This is a genomic window from Micromonospora sp. WMMD729 (assembly GCF_049315225.1).
Lineage (GTDB): Bacteria > Actinomycetota > Actinomycetes > Mycobacteriales > Micromonosporaceae > Micromonospora.
In genome coordinates, this window is record NZ_CP186059.1 from 2,092,942 (window position 1) to 2,107,723 (window position 14,782).

At 72.3% G+C, this 14,782-nt stretch carries 17 protein-coding genes; 9 read left to right on the forward strand and 8 right to left on the reverse strand.

Features of this window, described 5'->3' with window-relative positions; all coding sequences use genetic code 11:
• Positions 1 to 7: 7 nt before the first annotated feature.
• Complete coding sequence (locus ACN263_RS09595; protein ID WP_422739454.1) at positions 8 to 490, reverse strand: MarR family winged helix-turn-helix transcriptional regulator; 483 nt, start codon at positions 488 to 490, stop codon at positions 8 to 10.
• Positions 491 to 647: 157 nt separating this feature from the next.
• Between ACN263_RS09595 and ACN263_RS09600 the strand changes: the two genes are divergently transcribed.
• The gene (locus ACN263_RS09600) at positions 648 to 1,181 is read left to right on the forward strand and encodes a GNAT family N-acetyltransferase (RefSeq protein ID WP_422739455.1); all 534 of its coding nucleotides are present in this window, start codon (positions 648 to 650) and stop codon (positions 1,179 to 1,181) included.
• Positions 1,182 to 1,479: 298 nt separating this feature from the next.
• The gene (locus ACN263_RS09605) at positions 1,480 to 1,977 is read left to right on the forward strand and encodes a GNAT family N-acetyltransferase (RefSeq protein ID WP_422739456.1); all 498 of its coding nucleotides are present in this window, start codon (positions 1,480 to 1,482) and stop codon (positions 1,975 to 1,977) included.
• Between the two features lie 7 nt (positions 1,978 to 1,984).
• Here the strand turns inward: ACN263_RS09605 and ACN263_RS09610 are convergent, their stop codons facing one another.
• On the reverse strand, positions 1,985 to 2,473 hold the full coding sequence (locus ACN263_RS09610) for an FBP domain-containing protein (protein WP_422739457.1): 489 nt from the start codon (positions 2,471 to 2,473) through the stop codon (positions 1,985 to 1,987).
• A 61-nt stretch (positions 2,474 to 2,534) separates the two neighbouring features.
• Between ACN263_RS09610 and ACN263_RS09615 the strand changes: the two genes are divergently transcribed.
• The 3 genes from ACN263_RS09615 to ACN263_RS09625 all read left to right on the forward strand — a co-directional run bounded on the left by ACN263_RS09615 (position 2,535) and on the right by ACN263_RS09625 (position 4,388).
• Positions 2,535 to 3,104, forward strand: coding sequence for a TetR/AcrR family transcriptional regulator (locus tag ACN263_RS09615; protein WP_422739458.1), 570 nt, complete (start codon positions 2,535 to 2,537; stop codon positions 3,102 to 3,104).
• 32 nt (positions 3,105 to 3,136) lie between these two features.
• Positions 3,137 to 3,724: a DUF1684 domain-containing protein gene (locus ACN263_RS09620; RefSeq protein ID WP_422739459.1), complete on the forward strand. Its 588-nt coding sequence runs from the start codon at positions 3,137 to 3,139 to the stop codon at positions 3,722 to 3,724.
• A gap of 103 nt (positions 3,725 to 3,827) precedes the next feature.
• Positions 3,828 to 4,388, forward strand: a complete 561-nt coding sequence (locus tag ACN263_RS09625; RefSeq protein WP_422739460.1) for a hypothetical protein — start codon at positions 3,828 to 3,830, stop codon at positions 4,386 to 4,388.
• Between the two features lie 165 nt (positions 4,389 to 4,553).
• Here the strand turns inward: ACN263_RS09625 and ACN263_RS09630 are convergent, their stop codons facing one another.
• Positions 4,554 to 5,132, reverse strand: a complete 579-nt coding sequence (locus ACN263_RS09630) for a general stress protein (protein ID WP_422739461.1) — start codon at positions 5,130 to 5,132, stop codon at positions 4,554 to 4,556.
• Positions 5,133 to 5,252: 120 nt separating this feature from the next.
• On the opposite strand from ACN263_RS09630, the gene ACN263_RS09635 reads away from it, so the two are divergent.
• Together ACN263_RS09635 and ACN263_RS09640 are read left to right on the forward strand one after the other, a co-directional pair.
• Entirely contained in the window at positions 5,253 to 7,085 is a 1,833-nt protein-coding gene (locus tag ACN263_RS09635; RefSeq protein WP_422739462.1) for a glycoside hydrolase family 15 protein, read from the forward strand.
• A gap of 34 nt (positions 7,086 to 7,119) precedes the next feature.
• Positions 7,120 to 7,620 carry a metallophosphoesterase family protein gene (locus tag ACN263_RS09640; protein WP_422739463.1) on the forward strand — a complete coding sequence of 167 codons (501 nt, stop codon included), beginning with the start codon at positions 7,120 to 7,122 and terminating at the stop codon, positions 7,618 to 7,620.
• Between the two features lies 1 nt (position 7,621).
• Here the strand turns inward: ACN263_RS09640 and ACN263_RS09645 are convergent, their stop codons facing one another.
• On the reverse strand, positions 7,622 to 7,837 hold the full coding sequence (locus tag ACN263_RS09645; RefSeq protein WP_357119772.1) for a DUF3072 domain-containing protein: 216 nt from the start codon (positions 7,835 to 7,837) through the stop codon (positions 7,622 to 7,624).
• Between the two features lie 94 nt (positions 7,838 to 7,931).
• Between ACN263_RS09645 and ACN263_RS09650 the strand changes: the two genes are divergently transcribed.
• Positions 7,932 to 8,870 (forward strand): NAD(P)/FAD-dependent oxidoreductase, encoded by a 939-nt coding sequence (locus ACN263_RS09650; RefSeq protein ID WP_422740653.1) that lies wholly within the window; start codon positions 7,932 to 7,934, stop codon positions 8,868 to 8,870.
• 18 nt (positions 8,871 to 8,888) lie between these two features.
• Here ACN263_RS09650 and ACN263_RS09655 read toward each other — a convergent pair whose 3' ends face one another.
• The 3 genes from ACN263_RS09655 to ACN263_RS09665 all read right to left on the reverse strand — a co-directional run bounded on the left by ACN263_RS09655 (position 8,889) and on the right by ACN263_RS09665 (position 13,156).
• Positions 8,889 to 10,175 (reverse strand): cation:proton antiporter, encoded by a 1,287-nt coding sequence (locus ACN263_RS09655; RefSeq protein WP_422739464.1) that lies wholly within the window; start codon positions 10,173 to 10,175, stop codon positions 8,889 to 8,891.
• 107 nt (positions 10,176 to 10,282) lie between these two features.
• A complete protein-coding gene (locus tag ACN263_RS09660; RefSeq protein ID WP_422739465.1) occupies positions 10,283 to 10,960 on the reverse strand; it encodes an HAD family hydrolase in 678 nt (225 codons plus the stop codon).
• 63 nt (positions 10,961 to 11,023) lie between these two features.
• Entirely contained in the window at positions 11,024 to 13,156 is a 2,133-nt protein-coding gene (locus ACN263_RS09665) for a SpoIIE family protein phosphatase (protein ID WP_422739466.1), read from the reverse strand.
• Positions 13,157 to 13,354: 198 nt separating this feature from the next.
• Here ACN263_RS09665 and ACN263_RS09670 point away from each other — a divergent pair, with 198 nt between their 5' ends.
• The gene (locus ACN263_RS09670) at positions 13,355 to 14,218 is read left to right on the forward strand and encodes a mechanosensitive ion channel family protein (RefSeq protein WP_422739467.1); all 864 of its coding nucleotides are present in this window, start codon (positions 13,355 to 13,357) and stop codon (positions 14,216 to 14,218) included.
• Between the two features lie 62 nt (positions 14,219 to 14,280).
• On the opposite strand, the gene ACN263_RS09675 is transcribed toward ACN263_RS09670, so the two are convergent.
• On the reverse strand, positions 14,281 to 14,634 hold the full coding sequence (locus ACN263_RS09675; protein ID WP_422739468.1) for a DUF6401 family natural product biosynthesis protein: 354 nt from the start codon (positions 14,632 to 14,634) through the stop codon (positions 14,281 to 14,283).
• Positions 14,635 to 14,782: the final 148 nt, after the last annotated feature.

Consider the following 14,782-nt stretch of genomic DNA (forward strand, 5'->3'; position numbering starts at 1 on the left):
GGGCTCCTTAGCGTGAGGCGTGGGTGTTCGACGTGGTCGCGGCCGCCCGCAGGCGGCGGCCGAGCCGGTCGAAGATCCGGGTGAGGCAGGCGACCTCGGCGTCGTCGAGGTCGTCCATCAGATGGGTACGCACCGACGCCAGGTGGTGCGGCGCGGCCTCGGTCAGGGTGAGCAGCCCGGCGGCGGTGAGCACGGCTTCGCTGCCACGCCGGTCGTCCGGGCAGGGCTCCTTGCTGACCAGGCCGCGTCGCTGCATCGAGGAGATCTGGTACGTGAGGCGGCTGGGGGAGAAGACCAGGCGACCGGCCAGCTCGCCCATCCGCAGCCGTTGCCCCGGCGCTTCGGAGAGCAGGACCAGTACGTGGTAGTCGGCGAAGCTGAGGTCGCTGTCGGCACGCAGGTCGTCTTCCATCTGGGTGAACAGGCGCTGGCTGGCCTCGATGTAGGCGCGCCAGGCCGCCGCTCGGGTGCTGTCCAGGCGCTCTGTCACGCCCACGACGATAGCACTAGTTAAAAATTTAACTAGTGGTGTTGCGGGTTGTCTACGTCACGTCTGTCCGGATCGAGGCTCGCTTCGTACAGCTTTGAAGTAGGTGGTGGGTAATCGGCCGGCGGGACCGGCGTTGCATGTGCCAGACTCCGGCCTCGTGGAATACGTGGAGTTGGCCGCCGACGACCTGCTGTTGCGACCGTGGCGGGACGCGGACGCCCCGGCGGTGCTCGACGCCCTGCGTGACCCGGCCATCGCCCAGTGGAACCCGCAGGGCGACGGCCCGATCGACGGCCAGGTAGCCCTGCTCTGGGTGCGTCGCCGGGCCGACTGGTCGGCCGGTGACCATGCCTCTCTGGCGGTGGCCGACGCCGGTGACGGGGAACTGCTCGGCTCGGTGTCGCTGCACCACATCCGCCACGGCGACGCCTCGATCGGTTACTGGACGATGCCGGCGGCGCGCGGGCGCGGTGTCGCGACCCGAGCCGTCGCTCGGCTCACCGCGTGGGCGTTCGACAACCTCCGGCTGCACCGGATCGAGCTGTGCCACGCCGTCGCCAACCCGGCGTCCTGCCGGGTCGCCGACCGGGCCGGCTACGCCGCCGAGGGCACGCTGCGCGAGTCGTACCGGTACGGCGACGGCCGCCGCTACGACGAGCACCTGCACGCCCGCCTGGCCACCGACCGCTAGCCGCCCGACGCCCAGCCCAGGCAGGGTAGGCCTCCGGGCGGAGGCTGCTCGCCTTGTGGCGACGCTGTCGAGCTGCCCCGGAAATGGGGCAGGGCGCGCCGACCGCGCGTTGCGAGTCGTCGGACCAGATCTGGGGCAGCTCGACAGGGTGCACGCCAACCTGGGGCGGCGCGACGTCGGCCTGGTCGTGAAGCAGGTCGGACAGGACGGATCACGTACGTGGCACCAGCCCGGGCCCTGTCCTGGTGGTCATGGTCGGGCTGCCCGAGCGACTGCCTCCGACCCTAGGATCGGGATGATGCAGGAGACCCAGCCAACGGTTCGGCCAGCGAGGTTGGCGGATCTCGCGTCACTGGTGGAGTTGCGTCTGGCCAACGCTGAGGCGCACATCGCGCTCGACGCTGCCACCTACCGCGTCCCGCCGCGCGGCGCGGTAGTTCGCCACTTCACGGAAACGGTGGCCGACGAGGCCGGGCGGCATGCTGTCCTCGTCGCTGAGGGGCACGACGGTCAGGTGGTCGGGATGGTCGAAGTGCTGCGGCATCCCGACCCGCCCGACCATCAGATCCTGCGTCCTGAGCCGTCGGCCCAGGTCCACACGGTGGTGCTGCCCCATGTCCGAGGGCTCGGGGTGGGATCAGCGTTGCTGGCGGCGGCCGAACGGTGGGCAGGCGACCGCGGGATCACGTATCTGTCGGCCGGCATCCACCACCGCAACGTCGGCGCGGTGCGCTTCTACCGTCGGCACGGCTACACCGACGCCGGTCTCTCCCTGGGTAAGAGCATGCCTGAGTAGCCGCCGGTTACTCGGTGACCCGGCGCAGGAACGCGGCCAGGTGGCCGGTGGTGCGGTCGATCTTCTCGGTGAGGGTGATGGTCTCGTCGATCCGCCGTCCGGCGGCCTTCTTGCCCCGCAGGTAGAGCGAGCAGGCCAGGTCGGAGCAGACGTACGCGCCGACGGTGTTGCCCTGCCGGCCCTCGCGGCCGGCCTTGCGGGCGGTCATCAGGGACACGCCGTCGCCGGTGTGGGTCGTCAGGCAGAAGGAGCACATGCTCCGCCGGACCCGTCCGGTCTGCTGCGGGGCCACCCGCAGCGCGACCCCGACGGGGCCGTCGTCGGTCTCGGCGACCAGGTACGCCCGCTGCGGCGCGGCGGGGTCCCGCCAGCCGAGGAAGTCGAGGTCCTCCCAGGGGTACGTGTCGAGATCGCCCGGCAGAGCCATCCGCTTCGCCTCGCCCTGCGTGACGTTGACGAAGGAGGCGCGGATGGCGGGTTCGGTGATGGCTAGCATAGGTAGTAGCCTAGCTCTCCTAGGCAAACGATTATCAAGGCTAGATTGAGGGGTGTGGCGCGTGGCACGTGCCGGTCTGACGGTGGAGCGGTTGACCCAGGTGGCGGCCGACCTGGCCGACGAGGTGGGCGTCGAGAACGTGACCGTCGCCGCCCTCGCGCGGCACTTCGGCGTGAAGGACGCGAGCCTCTACTTCCACCTCAAGAACGCCCACGACCTGCGCGTCCGGATCGCCCTGCTGGCGCTCGCCGAGCTGGCCGACCAGGTCGCCGACGCGCTCGCCGGCCGGGCCGGCAAGGACGCCCTCGTCGCCTTCGCCAACGCGTACCGGGACTACGCGAGGCGGCACCCGGGCCGGTACGCGGCCATGCAGATCGACCTCGACCCCGAGACGGCCGCCGCGAGCGCGGGCATCCGGCACTCGGAGATGACCCGGGCCATCCTGCGCGGCTACCGGCTCGCCGAGCCCGACCAGACCGACGCGATCCGGATGATGCACAGCACCTTCCACGGCTTCGTGAGCCTGGAGCGGACCGGCAGCTTCCGGCACACGCCGCGCCCGACGGACGACTCGTGGGCCCGTACCCTCGATGCCCTTGATTCCCTGCTGCGCAACTGGCCGCAGCCGTGAGCTGACCGACCGCGACGGCCTAGGCTCGGTGTGTGCAGGATCTTGAGTTGGCCGACTGGCGGGAGCGGGTGGCCCGGCTGTACCTCTCCGACGTCGACCTGGCCGGCTTCCGCGCCGGCCGCGACGACCTCTTCGCCACCCACCCGCAGAGCCCCATCCCGCCCGACGAGCGGCCCGCCTTCCGGGGCGTGCGCTACTTCCCACCCAACCCGGCGGCCGTCGTCGAGGCACCCCTGCGGGCGGCCAGCGGGGAGCTGAGCATCGACACCGGCGGCCCGGACGGGGTGGTGAACTACCGGCGGGTGGCGGTGGCCGAGACGTCGTGGGGTCCGCTCACGCTGTGGTGGATCGAGGCGTACGGGGGTGGGCTGTTCGTGCCGCTGCGCGACGGCACCTGCGGACGCGACACGTACGGCGGGGGCCGGTACCTCACCGACACGGTCAAGGGCACCTTCGGCCGGGGCGTCGAACTGCTGCCCGGTGACCGGGTTCGGCTGGACGCCAACTACCTCTACAACCCGAGCTGCGCGTACGACGACCGCTGGGCCTGCCCGCTCGCGCCACCCGAGAACCGCGTCGAGGTCCCGTTGCGCGCCGGTGAACTGGCGTACCACGAGTGACCCGCGAGCAGCAGAACCGGTTACGAACACCGAGCTGACAGCTTCCTGACATGCCTGCGCCAGGGTGAGGCCGAATCGGTCACACGACGGGAAAGAGGACAGCATGGCGAGGCATCGCACGGCGCTACTGGTGTGCGCCGCGGTCATCGCGACGGTGACCGCCGGATGTGACTCCGGCGGGGCGGAGACCGGGGCAGGGCAGCCCGACGTCGCCACCCTCCAGACGGCGACCGCCGCGTCGCCAGCGCCGAAGGCGTCACCGACCGTCGAGGCACCGCGTTTCCGCCTCGACGACACCGACGCGGACCGGGCCGCCAAGCGGAAGCCCTACGACGACTGCCTCAAGGAGCACGGCCTCGACGTCATCGCGATCCGGCAGAAGCGCAAGCCGGCCGTCAGCGACGCCGCCCGGGAGGCCGCCAACAAGGCGTGCGAGCCCCTGAACCCGCTCCCGCCCTGGGAGGAGGACCCCACCAACCCGAAGGCCCGTGATTTCACCTACGCCGTCGTCAAGTGCCTGAAGGCCAAGGGCGTCGACGTCGAGCTGTCGCCCGACGGGTCGAGCTACGGCTACCGGGGATCGCCCGACGACCCGGGCGACGTCGAGAAGGACATGAACCTCGCCCAATCCTGCCGCCGCGAGGTCGCCAAAACCAACTACTGAACCCTCAACGGACCCACGCCGCCCGCCCCCGGGCGCGCGCCGATCTTGCACTTTCGGTCGGTGAAATGCACAGTTCTGCACCATTTTGGTACCGCAGAAAGTGCAAGATCGGCGGCGGGGTGGCGGCGGCGGGGTGGCGGCGGCGGCGCGGGGCGCGGCGCGCGGTCAGCGGGAGCCGGGCATCTGCATTCGGGCCAGGAGCTGTCTTGCCTGGTCGGCTAGCTGCGCGTCGACAGTTACCGCGTACTGGCCCGCGCGCAGTGAACTGGCCGAGGTGAAGTCGCGCTGCCCGCCGGTCATGGCATGCGCGACCGCGCCGAACACGGCACCCCAGATCGCGCCGATGACCAGCCCGACCAGGATCACCGCCAGCCAGTTGCCGACCGTGAAGATGCCGAACAGCAGGCCGATGAAGAGCCCGAACCAGGCGCCGGTGCCGGCGCCGAGCAGGGCCGCGCGGCCCGTCGTCATGCGTCCGAGCACCGTCTCGACAAGCGTCAGGTTCGTGCCGACGATGGCGGTGTGCTCCACCGGGAAGCGGTTGTCCGCCAGGTAGTCGACCACCTTCTGTGCCGACGGATAGTCCGGATACGAGCCGATCGTCACGGTGGGCGGGCCGCCCTCCGGCCCGTGCCCGTCCGCGCCGGGCGTGGCCGGGCGGCCGGCCGGGCCGGACGGAAGCACGTCACCACTGGATGCGCCGGGCCGCCAGGCGGCGGTCGGCCCCGAAGCTGCTGAGGTCATGAGCATCCTCCCTCGTCAGCCGCCCGGTTTCCCGCCAGTGCCGAGCGGTAACGCCGGGGCGGCAGGTGGGTGCCGCGGCGCGGGGAGGCATGCGCGCGGAAGGCCCGGGTAGGCAGTCGGGTGCAGACCGCAAAGATCAGCGACCACGGGTTTATCGCGGACGGCCGCAGCGCGGCGCTGGTGGACCACGCCGGGTCGGTGAACTGGTGGTGCCCCGGCCGGTTCGACGCCCCGTCGGTGTTCGCGCGGCTGCTCGGCGAGGACGCCGGGCACTGGTCGATCCGGCCGGAGACCGACGACTACACCGTCGAACGCCACTACCTCGACGACACCCTGGTGCTGCGGACCGTCTTCCGTACCGCACAGGGCGAGGTGGAGGTGACCGACGCGCTCGCCCTGGAGCCGGGCGCGCGCGAGCACGACATCGGCTACCGCTCGCCGCAGGTGCTGGTCCGCAGTGTGCGAGGGCGCTCCGGCGAGGTGCCGATGCGGGTCCACTACCGACCCCGGTTCGAGTACGGCCGTACCACGCCGTTCCTCGTCGAGCGGGACGGCGCCCTGGAGGCGGTCGGCGGGGCCAGCCGGCTCGCCCTGGTCGGGACGGTACGGCTGACCTGCGGCGACGGCGAGGCCGCCGCCACGTTCACCGTCCGCGCCGGCACGATCCACAACTTCACCCTCGGGTACGCCCCGACCTACGACTCGCCCCGGCCGCAGGTGCCCGACGCCGACCGGACCATCGCCGACACCGCCGAGGGCTGGCGCTCCTGGGTCCGCAAGCACGAGTACCACGGGATCTACGCCGAGCACGTACGGCGCAGCGCGTTGGTGGTGCAGGGCATGACGTACCGGCCCAGCGGCGCGGTGGTCGCCGCGGTGACGACCTCGCTGCCGGAGAAGCTCGGCGGGGACCGGAACTACGACTACCGCTACGTCTGGGTGCGCGACTTCAGCCTGACCCTGCGGGCGCTGTGGCGGACCGCGTGCTTCGACGAGGTGCAGCGGCAGTTCGCCTGGATGGGCCGGGCCATGGGCCGGATCGACGAGGAGCCGGTACCCATCATGTACGGGGTGCTGGGCGAGCGGGACCTCACCGAACACCGCCTCGACCAACTCGCCGGCTACCGCGACAGCCCGCCCGTGATGATCGGGAACGACGCGTGGCGGCAGCGGCAGACCGACATCTTCGGCGAGGCGATGGACGCGGCCTGGCTGATGCGCGACCGGCTGGAGCCGTTGGAGCCGGACGTCTACCACCTGCTGCGCTCCCTCGCCGACAAGGCGGCCCGAGACTGGCCGCTGCCGGACGCCGGGATGTGGGAGGAACGCGGGATCGAACGCCACCACGTGTCCTCGAAGGTGCACTGCTGGTCGGCGTTGGACCGGGCGGTCCGGTTCGGCGAACGGCTGGGGGACCCGCAGGACGTGGCCCGCTGGGCGGACGCCCGCGACAAGGTCCGTGCCGAGGTGCTCGAACGGGGCTGGAACGAGCGCGTCGGGGCGTACACCGGAAGTTATGAGTCCGACGACCTGGACGCGTCGGTGCTCGTGATGCCACTTGTGGGGTTCCTGCCGGCCGACGACGAGCGGATGCGCTCGACGATCCGCGCGGTGGAGACCAGGCTGTCCCACGACGGCCTGCTACGACGCTGGGACGGCGACCCGGCGGGGTTCCTCATCTGTTCGTTCTGGCTGGTCTGCTGCCTGGCGCTGGCCGGCGAACGGGACCGGGCGCACGAGTTGTTCGAGACGCTGCTCGGCCGGCTCAACGATCTGGGACTCTTCGCCGAGCAGATCGACCCGCAGACCGGGGAGCAGTTGGGCAACTTTCCCCAGGCCTTCTCGCACATCGGTCTGATCAACGCGGCCGGTGTGCTCTCCGACGTCGAGGAGGACTCGGCACTGCGCAGTCTGGGCATGCCGCCCGCCTTCTTCACCCCGGCGCCCCGCTGAGCACGTCACCCCCGTACCGGGGAATGATGCCGGCATGAGACTGGTGCTCACGGCGGACACGCATCTGCCGAAGCGGGCCCGGGACCTCCCGGAGCGGCTGTGGACGGCGATCGAGGCGGCCGACGTCGTGCTGCACGCCGGCGACTGGGTCGACGAGTCGCTGCTCGACGCGATGACCGCCCGCGCGCGGCGGCTCGTCGGCGTGTACGGCAACAACGACGGGCCGGAGTTGCGCGCCCGGCTGCCCGAGGTGGCCCGCGTCGACCTCGACGGGCTACGGGTCGCCGTGGTGCACGAGACGGGTCCGCGCACCGGCCGGGAAGCGCGGTGCGCGGCCCGCTTCCCCGACGTCGACCTGCTGGTGTTCGGGCACTCGCACATCCCCTGGGACACCGTGGCCCCCACCGGGCTGCGCCTGCTCAACCCCGGGTCGCCCACCGACCGTCGATCCCAGCCGTACGCCACCTATCTGGAGGCCGAGACGACCCGGGGGAGCCTTACCTCCGTACGCCTGCACACCCTGCCCCGGCGCTGAGCTACTGGCCGCGACCCGTCTCGGCCTGGAGTTCGTCGATCCGCTTGGAGGCCTCGGCCTTGGTCAGGTCGTCCGGCAGCGTCGCGTCCGCCTCCCGGGCCAACGTGGCCAGGTACGACTCCTGGGCCGCCGTGGGCGGCTCGTCGCCGGTGACCCACTCGTCCGGGTCCTTGATCGCGCCGCGCGGGTCGGCCTGGTCGTTGCTACGGTCCGTCATCCTCATCACCCTTTCTTCGAACAGGTGTGCCAGTACCCCGATCCTCTCCGGTTCATGCCCCTACGATCATCGGGTGAGCGTCAACTCATCAGGTGTGCTGGTGGTCGGGTCGGGCATCGCCGGGGTGGCGTGCGCCGTGGAGCTGAACCGCGCCGGGGTGCCCGTGCAGGTCCGCGAACGGGGGCACGTCAGCGGCGGCCGGATGGCCAGCAAACGCTTCGACGGCCGGCCCGCCGACATCGGCGCGGCGTACTTCACCGCCGGCGACCCGGACTTCGTCGCCGTCGTCGACGAGTGGCGGACCGCCGGTCTGGTCCGCGAGTGGACCGACACCTTCTGGGCGTACGACACGAACGGCCGGCACGAGGTGCCCGGCCCGCTGCGGTACGCCGCCCCACGCGGGCTGCGGTCGCTCGTCGAACACCTGGCCCGTCCGGTGCCGGTGACCGTGGACCGGTTGGTGCTGGCCGTGGAACCCGGGCCGACGGTCGACGGCGAGGCGTACGCGGCGGTCGTCCTGGCCATGCCGGGACCGCAGGCGGCCCTGCTGCTCGATCCGGCCCTGGCCGACGCCACCCGAGTCGTGCAGGCGCAGACCTGGTCGCCGACGCTCTCCGCGGTGCTGCGCTTCTCGGCCCGGCGCTGGCCGACCTTCCGGGGCGCGTTCGTCAACGACCATCCGGTGCTCAGCCTGATCTGCGACGACGGCGACCGGCGCGGCGACGACGCGCCGGTGCTGGTCGCGCACACCGTGCCGGAGTTCGCCGCCGGGCACCTGGCCCAGCCCTCCGCCGCCGGTCCGGCGATCGAGCAGGCCGTACGGGACCTGCTCGGGCTGCCCGACGAGGCCGCCGACGTGCATGTGCACCGCTGGACGTACGCCAAGCCGACCGGCGAGCCCACCGAGGTCACCCACCACCTCGACGCGGACGGGATCGGCCTGGCCGGTGACGCGTTCGGCACCCCCCGTGTGCAGAGCGCCTGGCGCTCCGGCCGGGACCTCGGTCGCGCGCTCGCCGCCCGCCTCGGCTGAGGAGTACCGGCACGCTCGTCAGTGCCCGGCGGCGGCCACCGGCTGCGGCTTGCGCTCGGACGGGTCGGCGGTCCGCTCACCCTCGCGGTCCAGCAACTGCATCACCGGGGTCGCCGCGACGCCGTGCACCACCACGGACACGAGCACCACCAGCCCGACCGTGGCCCACAGCAGCTCCGCCTGCGGGAAGTCCGCCTTCGTGGTGGCGTACGCCAGGTAGTAGAACGAGCCCACGCCGCGGATGCCGAACAGCGAGATCACCCAGTGCTCCGCCGGACGACCCGGCGCGCCGCGCAGCGACAACCAGCCGACCGCCGGCCGGATCAGGAAGACCAGCGCCAACCCGACGGCCGCCGCCGGCCAGGTCAGCGGGGCGAGCAGGCCGCCCACGATCGCCCCGCCGAGCAGCAGCAACAGCACCAGGGTGAGCAACCGTTCGACCTGCTCGGCGAAGTCGTGCAGCACCGAGTGAAACTCGTGGGTCCGCTCGGCGGCCCGGATGGCCCGCGCGGCCACGAACACCGCCAGGAAGCCGTACCCGCCGGCCACCTCCACCAGCCCGTACGCCAGGAACGTGGCGGCCAGCGCCAGGAAACCCTCGGCGTGCCGGGCCAGCCGCAACTCGCTGGGCGCCCGGAAGAACAGCTTGCCGAGCAGCCAGCCGATGAGCAGGCCGCCGCCCACCCCGACGCCGACCTTCCAGAGCACGTCCACGGTGAACCACTCGGCCATCCACTCCCGGGGGGCGAGGCTGGTCGAGGCGATGGCGATGGCCGCGTAGACGAACGGGAACGCCAACCCGTCGTTGAGGCCCGCCTCCGAGGTCAGGGCGAAGCGGACCTCGTCCTCGGAGTCCTCCACGTCGGTCGGCTCGCCGACCTGCACGTCGGCGGCGAGCACCGGGTCGGTCGGCGCGAGCGCGGCGGCCAGCAGCAGCGCCGCGGCGGGCACCAGGCCGGCCCACCACCAGCCGAGCAGCGCCACCGCCGCGATGCACACCGGCATCGCGATGGCCAGCAGTCGCCAGGTGGAGGACCACCGGGCCCAGCTCAGCGGCCGGTCGATCTTCAACCCGGCGCCCATCAGGGCGACGATCACCCCGATCTCGGTCAGGTGGGTGGCCAGCTCCGGATGGGCCAGCGGGTCCGGTGTGGGCAGTCCGATGGGGAGGACGAAGACCAGCATGCCGAGGGCGAGGAACGCGATCGGCATGGACAGCGGGCGGCGCTCCAACACCCGGGGCAGGATGCCCGCGAGCAGGGCGCCCACCCCGACCAACGCGAACGCCACGTCTACCGGCTCCACGAACACCACCCTCTCGCCGCACCCGCACGGTGCGGGCAGGTGGCCACAGACCATGCCCCGGAAGACTCGCGGCTATGCGTGCCCGCCCGCGCGAACCGGAGTGGGGTTCACCTCGGTCGGGTGAGTGGGGAGTCGGCCAGCTCGGCCAGCAGCGCGGCCGGGTCGTCGTACACCGCCACCGCGCCGGCGCCGGCGAGTTCGCCGCGGCTCGTCCCGCCGCAGGTCAACCCGACGCACGGGATGTCCAGCTTGCCGGCCGCCGCGACGTCCCACACCGAGTCGCCGACGAAGACGACCCGCTCGGCGGCCAACCCGGACTGCTCGAGCGCCGCCTCGAGGATGTCCGGCGCGGGTTTGCTCTCCTGCGCGTCGGCCGACGAGGTGACGGTGTCCACCACGTCGTCCGCGTTCAGCGCCCGGCGCAGCGCGCCCACCTCGTGCTCGGCGGCGGAGGTGGCGAGCACCACCCGCAACCCCCGCTCGGCGCAGGCGCGCAGCAGGTCCGCCGCCCGGGGCAGCGGTGTCAGCCGTTCCCAGTACTCGGTGTAGAGGGTGTCGTGCGCCTCGCGCAGCTTCGGATCCTCGTCGCGGTCCCGCTCCGGGCCGAGCAGGTGATCCAGCAGCTTGTCCGAGCCCATGCCGATCGAGCGGTGCACGGTCGCCATCGGCACCGGCCGGTCGATCTGGCGCAGCGCCTCCCACCAGCTCACGGTGTGCAGGTAGGTGGTGTCGACAAGGGTTCCGTCGACGTCGAAGAGCACCCCTTGGGGTTGTTCGTTGGCCATGGCCGCACTCCTACCCCTCCGGCGATGGGCTGACTCGCCCCGGCTGCGTGGCGTGCGGGCGACTCAGCTCGGCTCGGCCGGTGGGACGAGGATCTCGAACCAGACCGTCGAACCACGCACCGACGGATCGGTGCCCCAGGCGTCGCTCAACTCCTCGATCAGACCCAGTCCGCGCCCGCGACTGCTCAACGTGTCGGTACGGGCCCGGGTCACGGTGCCCCGGGTACCGGAATCGGCGACCGAGACCAGCAGCCGCTCGGGGCTGAGGTCGATCTCCACCCGGGCGGCCGTGCCGGCGTGCAGCAGCGCGTTGGTCGTCAGCTCGCTGGTGCACAGCACCGCCGCGCCGATCACCGACTCGGGCACCTGCCACTCGGTGAGTTGACCGGTCATCCAGTGCCGGACCCGGCTCGGCGCGGTCGGCTCCGCCGGCACCTCCATCGCCGCCGACCGGCTCGGCTTGAGCGCGTGCTCGACCGCGAGCACCGCCACGTCGTCCTCGGTACCCCCGGACACCGCCGCGGTGGCCACCGCGCACAGGGCACGGGGGTCGCTGGTGCCGGCCTTGGCCACCGCGTCGCCGAGGGCGTCCATCCCGGCGCTCAGGCTCTGCCGACGCCGCTCCACCACCCCGTCGCTGAACAGCAGCAGGGTGTCGCCGGGCGGAAAGGCGACGGTGATGGTGGTCGGTCGCCCGCCCAACCCCAGCGGGGGAGCGGCCGGCACCTGCACGTACTCGGCGTGCGTGCGGCCGTCGGGCGCGCACCGGCGGATCAGGGGAGCGGGATGCCCGGCGCTGGCCAGGGTCAGCTCCCGTCGCTCGGCGTCGATCACCCCGAACGCCACGGTGACGAACAGTTCGTGGCTGCCGGCCTCCGCGCCGAGGCTGGTGACCAGCCGGTCCAGACCGGCCAGCACCGCGTCCGGCGCCGGATCGGCCAGCGCGAGGGCGCGCAGGGCCGCCCGCACCTGCCCCATCCGCGCCGCGGCCTGCACGTCGTGCCCGGCGACGTCGCCCAACACCACGCCGAGCGCGCCGGTGGGCAGCAGGAAGGCGTCGTAGAAGTCGCCGCCGGCCGCGTTGCCGTCGACCCCGGGGTCGTAGCGGGCCGCGATCCGCAGCCGGGGCAGGTCGGGCAGGTGCTCGGGCAGCATGCTGCGTTGCAGCAACTGGGCGGTGCCGTGCTGGGTCTCGAACCGCCGCGCCCGCTCGGCTGCCTGGCCGATCAGCTCCGCCGCCGCGGCCAGCAGCGCCCGTTCGGCGGCCGACCACAGGTGCGGGCCCTGATAGCCGACCGTCAGCCCGCCCCGCACCACCGACGTGCCCAGCGGGAGCGTGGCCATCGAACGTATCTTCTGATCGTGCCGGTCCACGGCGGTCTCGCGCAGCGGCTGGCCGTCCCGGGTGAACACGGCCTCGCCCGAGCGGGCCGCCAGCGCGACCGGACCCTCCCAGTCGGCCGGCGCCCGTCGCCACAGCGGAGGCAGCCGCTCGTCGGCCTCGTCCATCAGCTCGCCGCGGACCCGACGGACCATCCGCCAGCCGCCGCCACCCTCGTCGACCACGAACGCCACCCGGTCGGCGTCGAACATTCCGATGGTGTGGCGCAGTGCGACCCGGGCCACGTCGTCGAGGGTGAGCGTGCCGGCGAGCGCGGCCGCCACCTCACTCAGACTCTGCAACTGCTCGGTGACGTGGGTGGTTTCGGCGGCCACCGTCAGGATTCCGACGATCTGCCCGGTGCTGTCGCGGACGGCCGAATGGCTCCGGGTGAAGACCACCTGTTCGGCAGCGCCGCTCTCCCGGACCAGGGAGAGTGTGGACTCCTTCTCCAGGAACGGCACGCCCTGCCGGTAGGCGCGCTCGATCGCGTCACCGAAACCGGGTAGGTCCCACACTTCGGCGTGCACCTCGGCGGCCGGTCGACCGAGGGCAGCCGGATGCTTGCTCCCCAGCAACTCGGCGTACCCGTCGTTGTAGAGCAGGACCAGGTCGTCGCCGTACGCCAGCGCCATCGGCATCGGCGCGGCAAGGATCAGCCCCACCACGGCCCGGACCGCCGGGTCCCACCCCTCGCGTGGGCCGAGCGCGGTGCCGGACCAGTCGTGGGCGAGCACGGCTGCCGCGCCGGGCCCGGTGGGTGCGCCGGGGACCGGAATTGCTGGCGTGGGGACTCGCCCGACCGTTCCTGGCATGTTCGCAGCCTAGCTGTCCGTCGCTCAGCCGCATCCGATCATGGGCGCGGGTCGCCGACAGCCCCCGCGTGGTAGCTGTTCGGGCAGGTCAGGACCCTTGTTTGTCGACTTGTCGGAAAAATGGCAGTGAGCCGCCCGGACTGCCGTACCGGTGGCCGGGTATGCGCCCGGCGCAGTCCACGCGACAGGAGGGACATCATGCTGAAAACCCTCGCGGTGCGGCAGGCCGACATCGGCGACGCCATCGCCGACACCTGGAGGTCGGTGCTGCTCTTCATCCCGAAGGCAGTGGCCTTCATCGTCATCCTCGTGGTCGGCTGGCTCATCGCCAGAGCGGTCCTCAAGATCGTGGATGCGGTGCTGGAAAGGGTGCGCTTCGACGAAGCGGTCGAACGCGGAGGCATCAAACGGGCGCTTGAGAGAACGAAGTACGACGCCAGCGACATCCTGGCCAGGTTGGCGTACTACGCCGTCCTGCTGTTCACCCTGCAGTTCGCCTTCGGAGTCTGGGGTCCCAACGCGATCAGTGACCTGATCCGCGGCGTGGTGGCCTGGCTGCCGCGCGCGTTCATCGCGATCGTCATCGTGGTGGTCGCGGCCGCCATCGCCAACGCCGTCCGGGATCTGGTCACCGGGGCGCTGGGCGGACTCTCGTACGGCAAGGTCCTGGCCGACCTGACGGCGATCTTCATCATCGCGCTGGGCGTGATCGCCGCGCTGAACCAGGTGGGTATCGCCACCACGGTCACCACTCCGGTGCTGATCGCGGTCCTCGCCACGGTCGCCGGCATCCTGATCGTCGGCGTCGGTGGTGGCCTGGTCAAGCCGATGCAGAACCGCTGGGACGGCTGGCTGGACCGGGCCGCCCGGGAAGCCCAGGCGGTGCAGGAGCACCGGCGGGCCACGGCGGCCGGACGCGGCGACATGGAGCGGCAGATGGCCGACCGTGGCGGCGACCGGACCCAGGCCATGCCCCGGGTCGACGAGCAGTCGACGATGTCCGGGGGACGTGGCACGTACCAGTCCGGTGCGGCCGACCAGACCCAGCAGTACCGCCCGTAACGGGGCACGACCGTGCCCGGGGGAGGGCGTCCACGCGGCACGCGTGGGCGCCCTCCGTGTGCTCAGGAACGGTCGAGCGAACGGGCCAGCGCGCAGACGGCGACCAGGCGGGCCAGCGGCCACTCCGGCGCGCTCCAGTCCACCGAGCCGCGCGGCGGCGTCCAGCCGTGCTCCAGGGCGGCGGCGCGTACCCCCTCGGCGTAGCCGGCGAGCGTCGCGGCGGTCAACGGCCGTCGGTCCCCGTCCAGGCTGTCCCGTACGGCGGCGGCGTGCTGGTCGATCAGCGCCAGGAGCCCGGGACGCGCGGCGGCGGCGGCGAGGCCGGCGGTCCCCACGGCGACGGTGAGGGCGGCCAGGCTGGACCGCGCCGAGTCGACGGCGGTCGGGGCGGCGGCCCGGTTGAACGACACACGCATGGTGACCGAGGCTAACCGACCGGTGATCGACCGACCTCGGCCGCTCGGCGCTTGTGGGTTGTGCCACCGGACGAGTCCCTGCTGGCCGCGAGGGTTGATCCAGCACAGACGGGGCACCAGGTACCCGACGGCGCACGATGGCACAGAG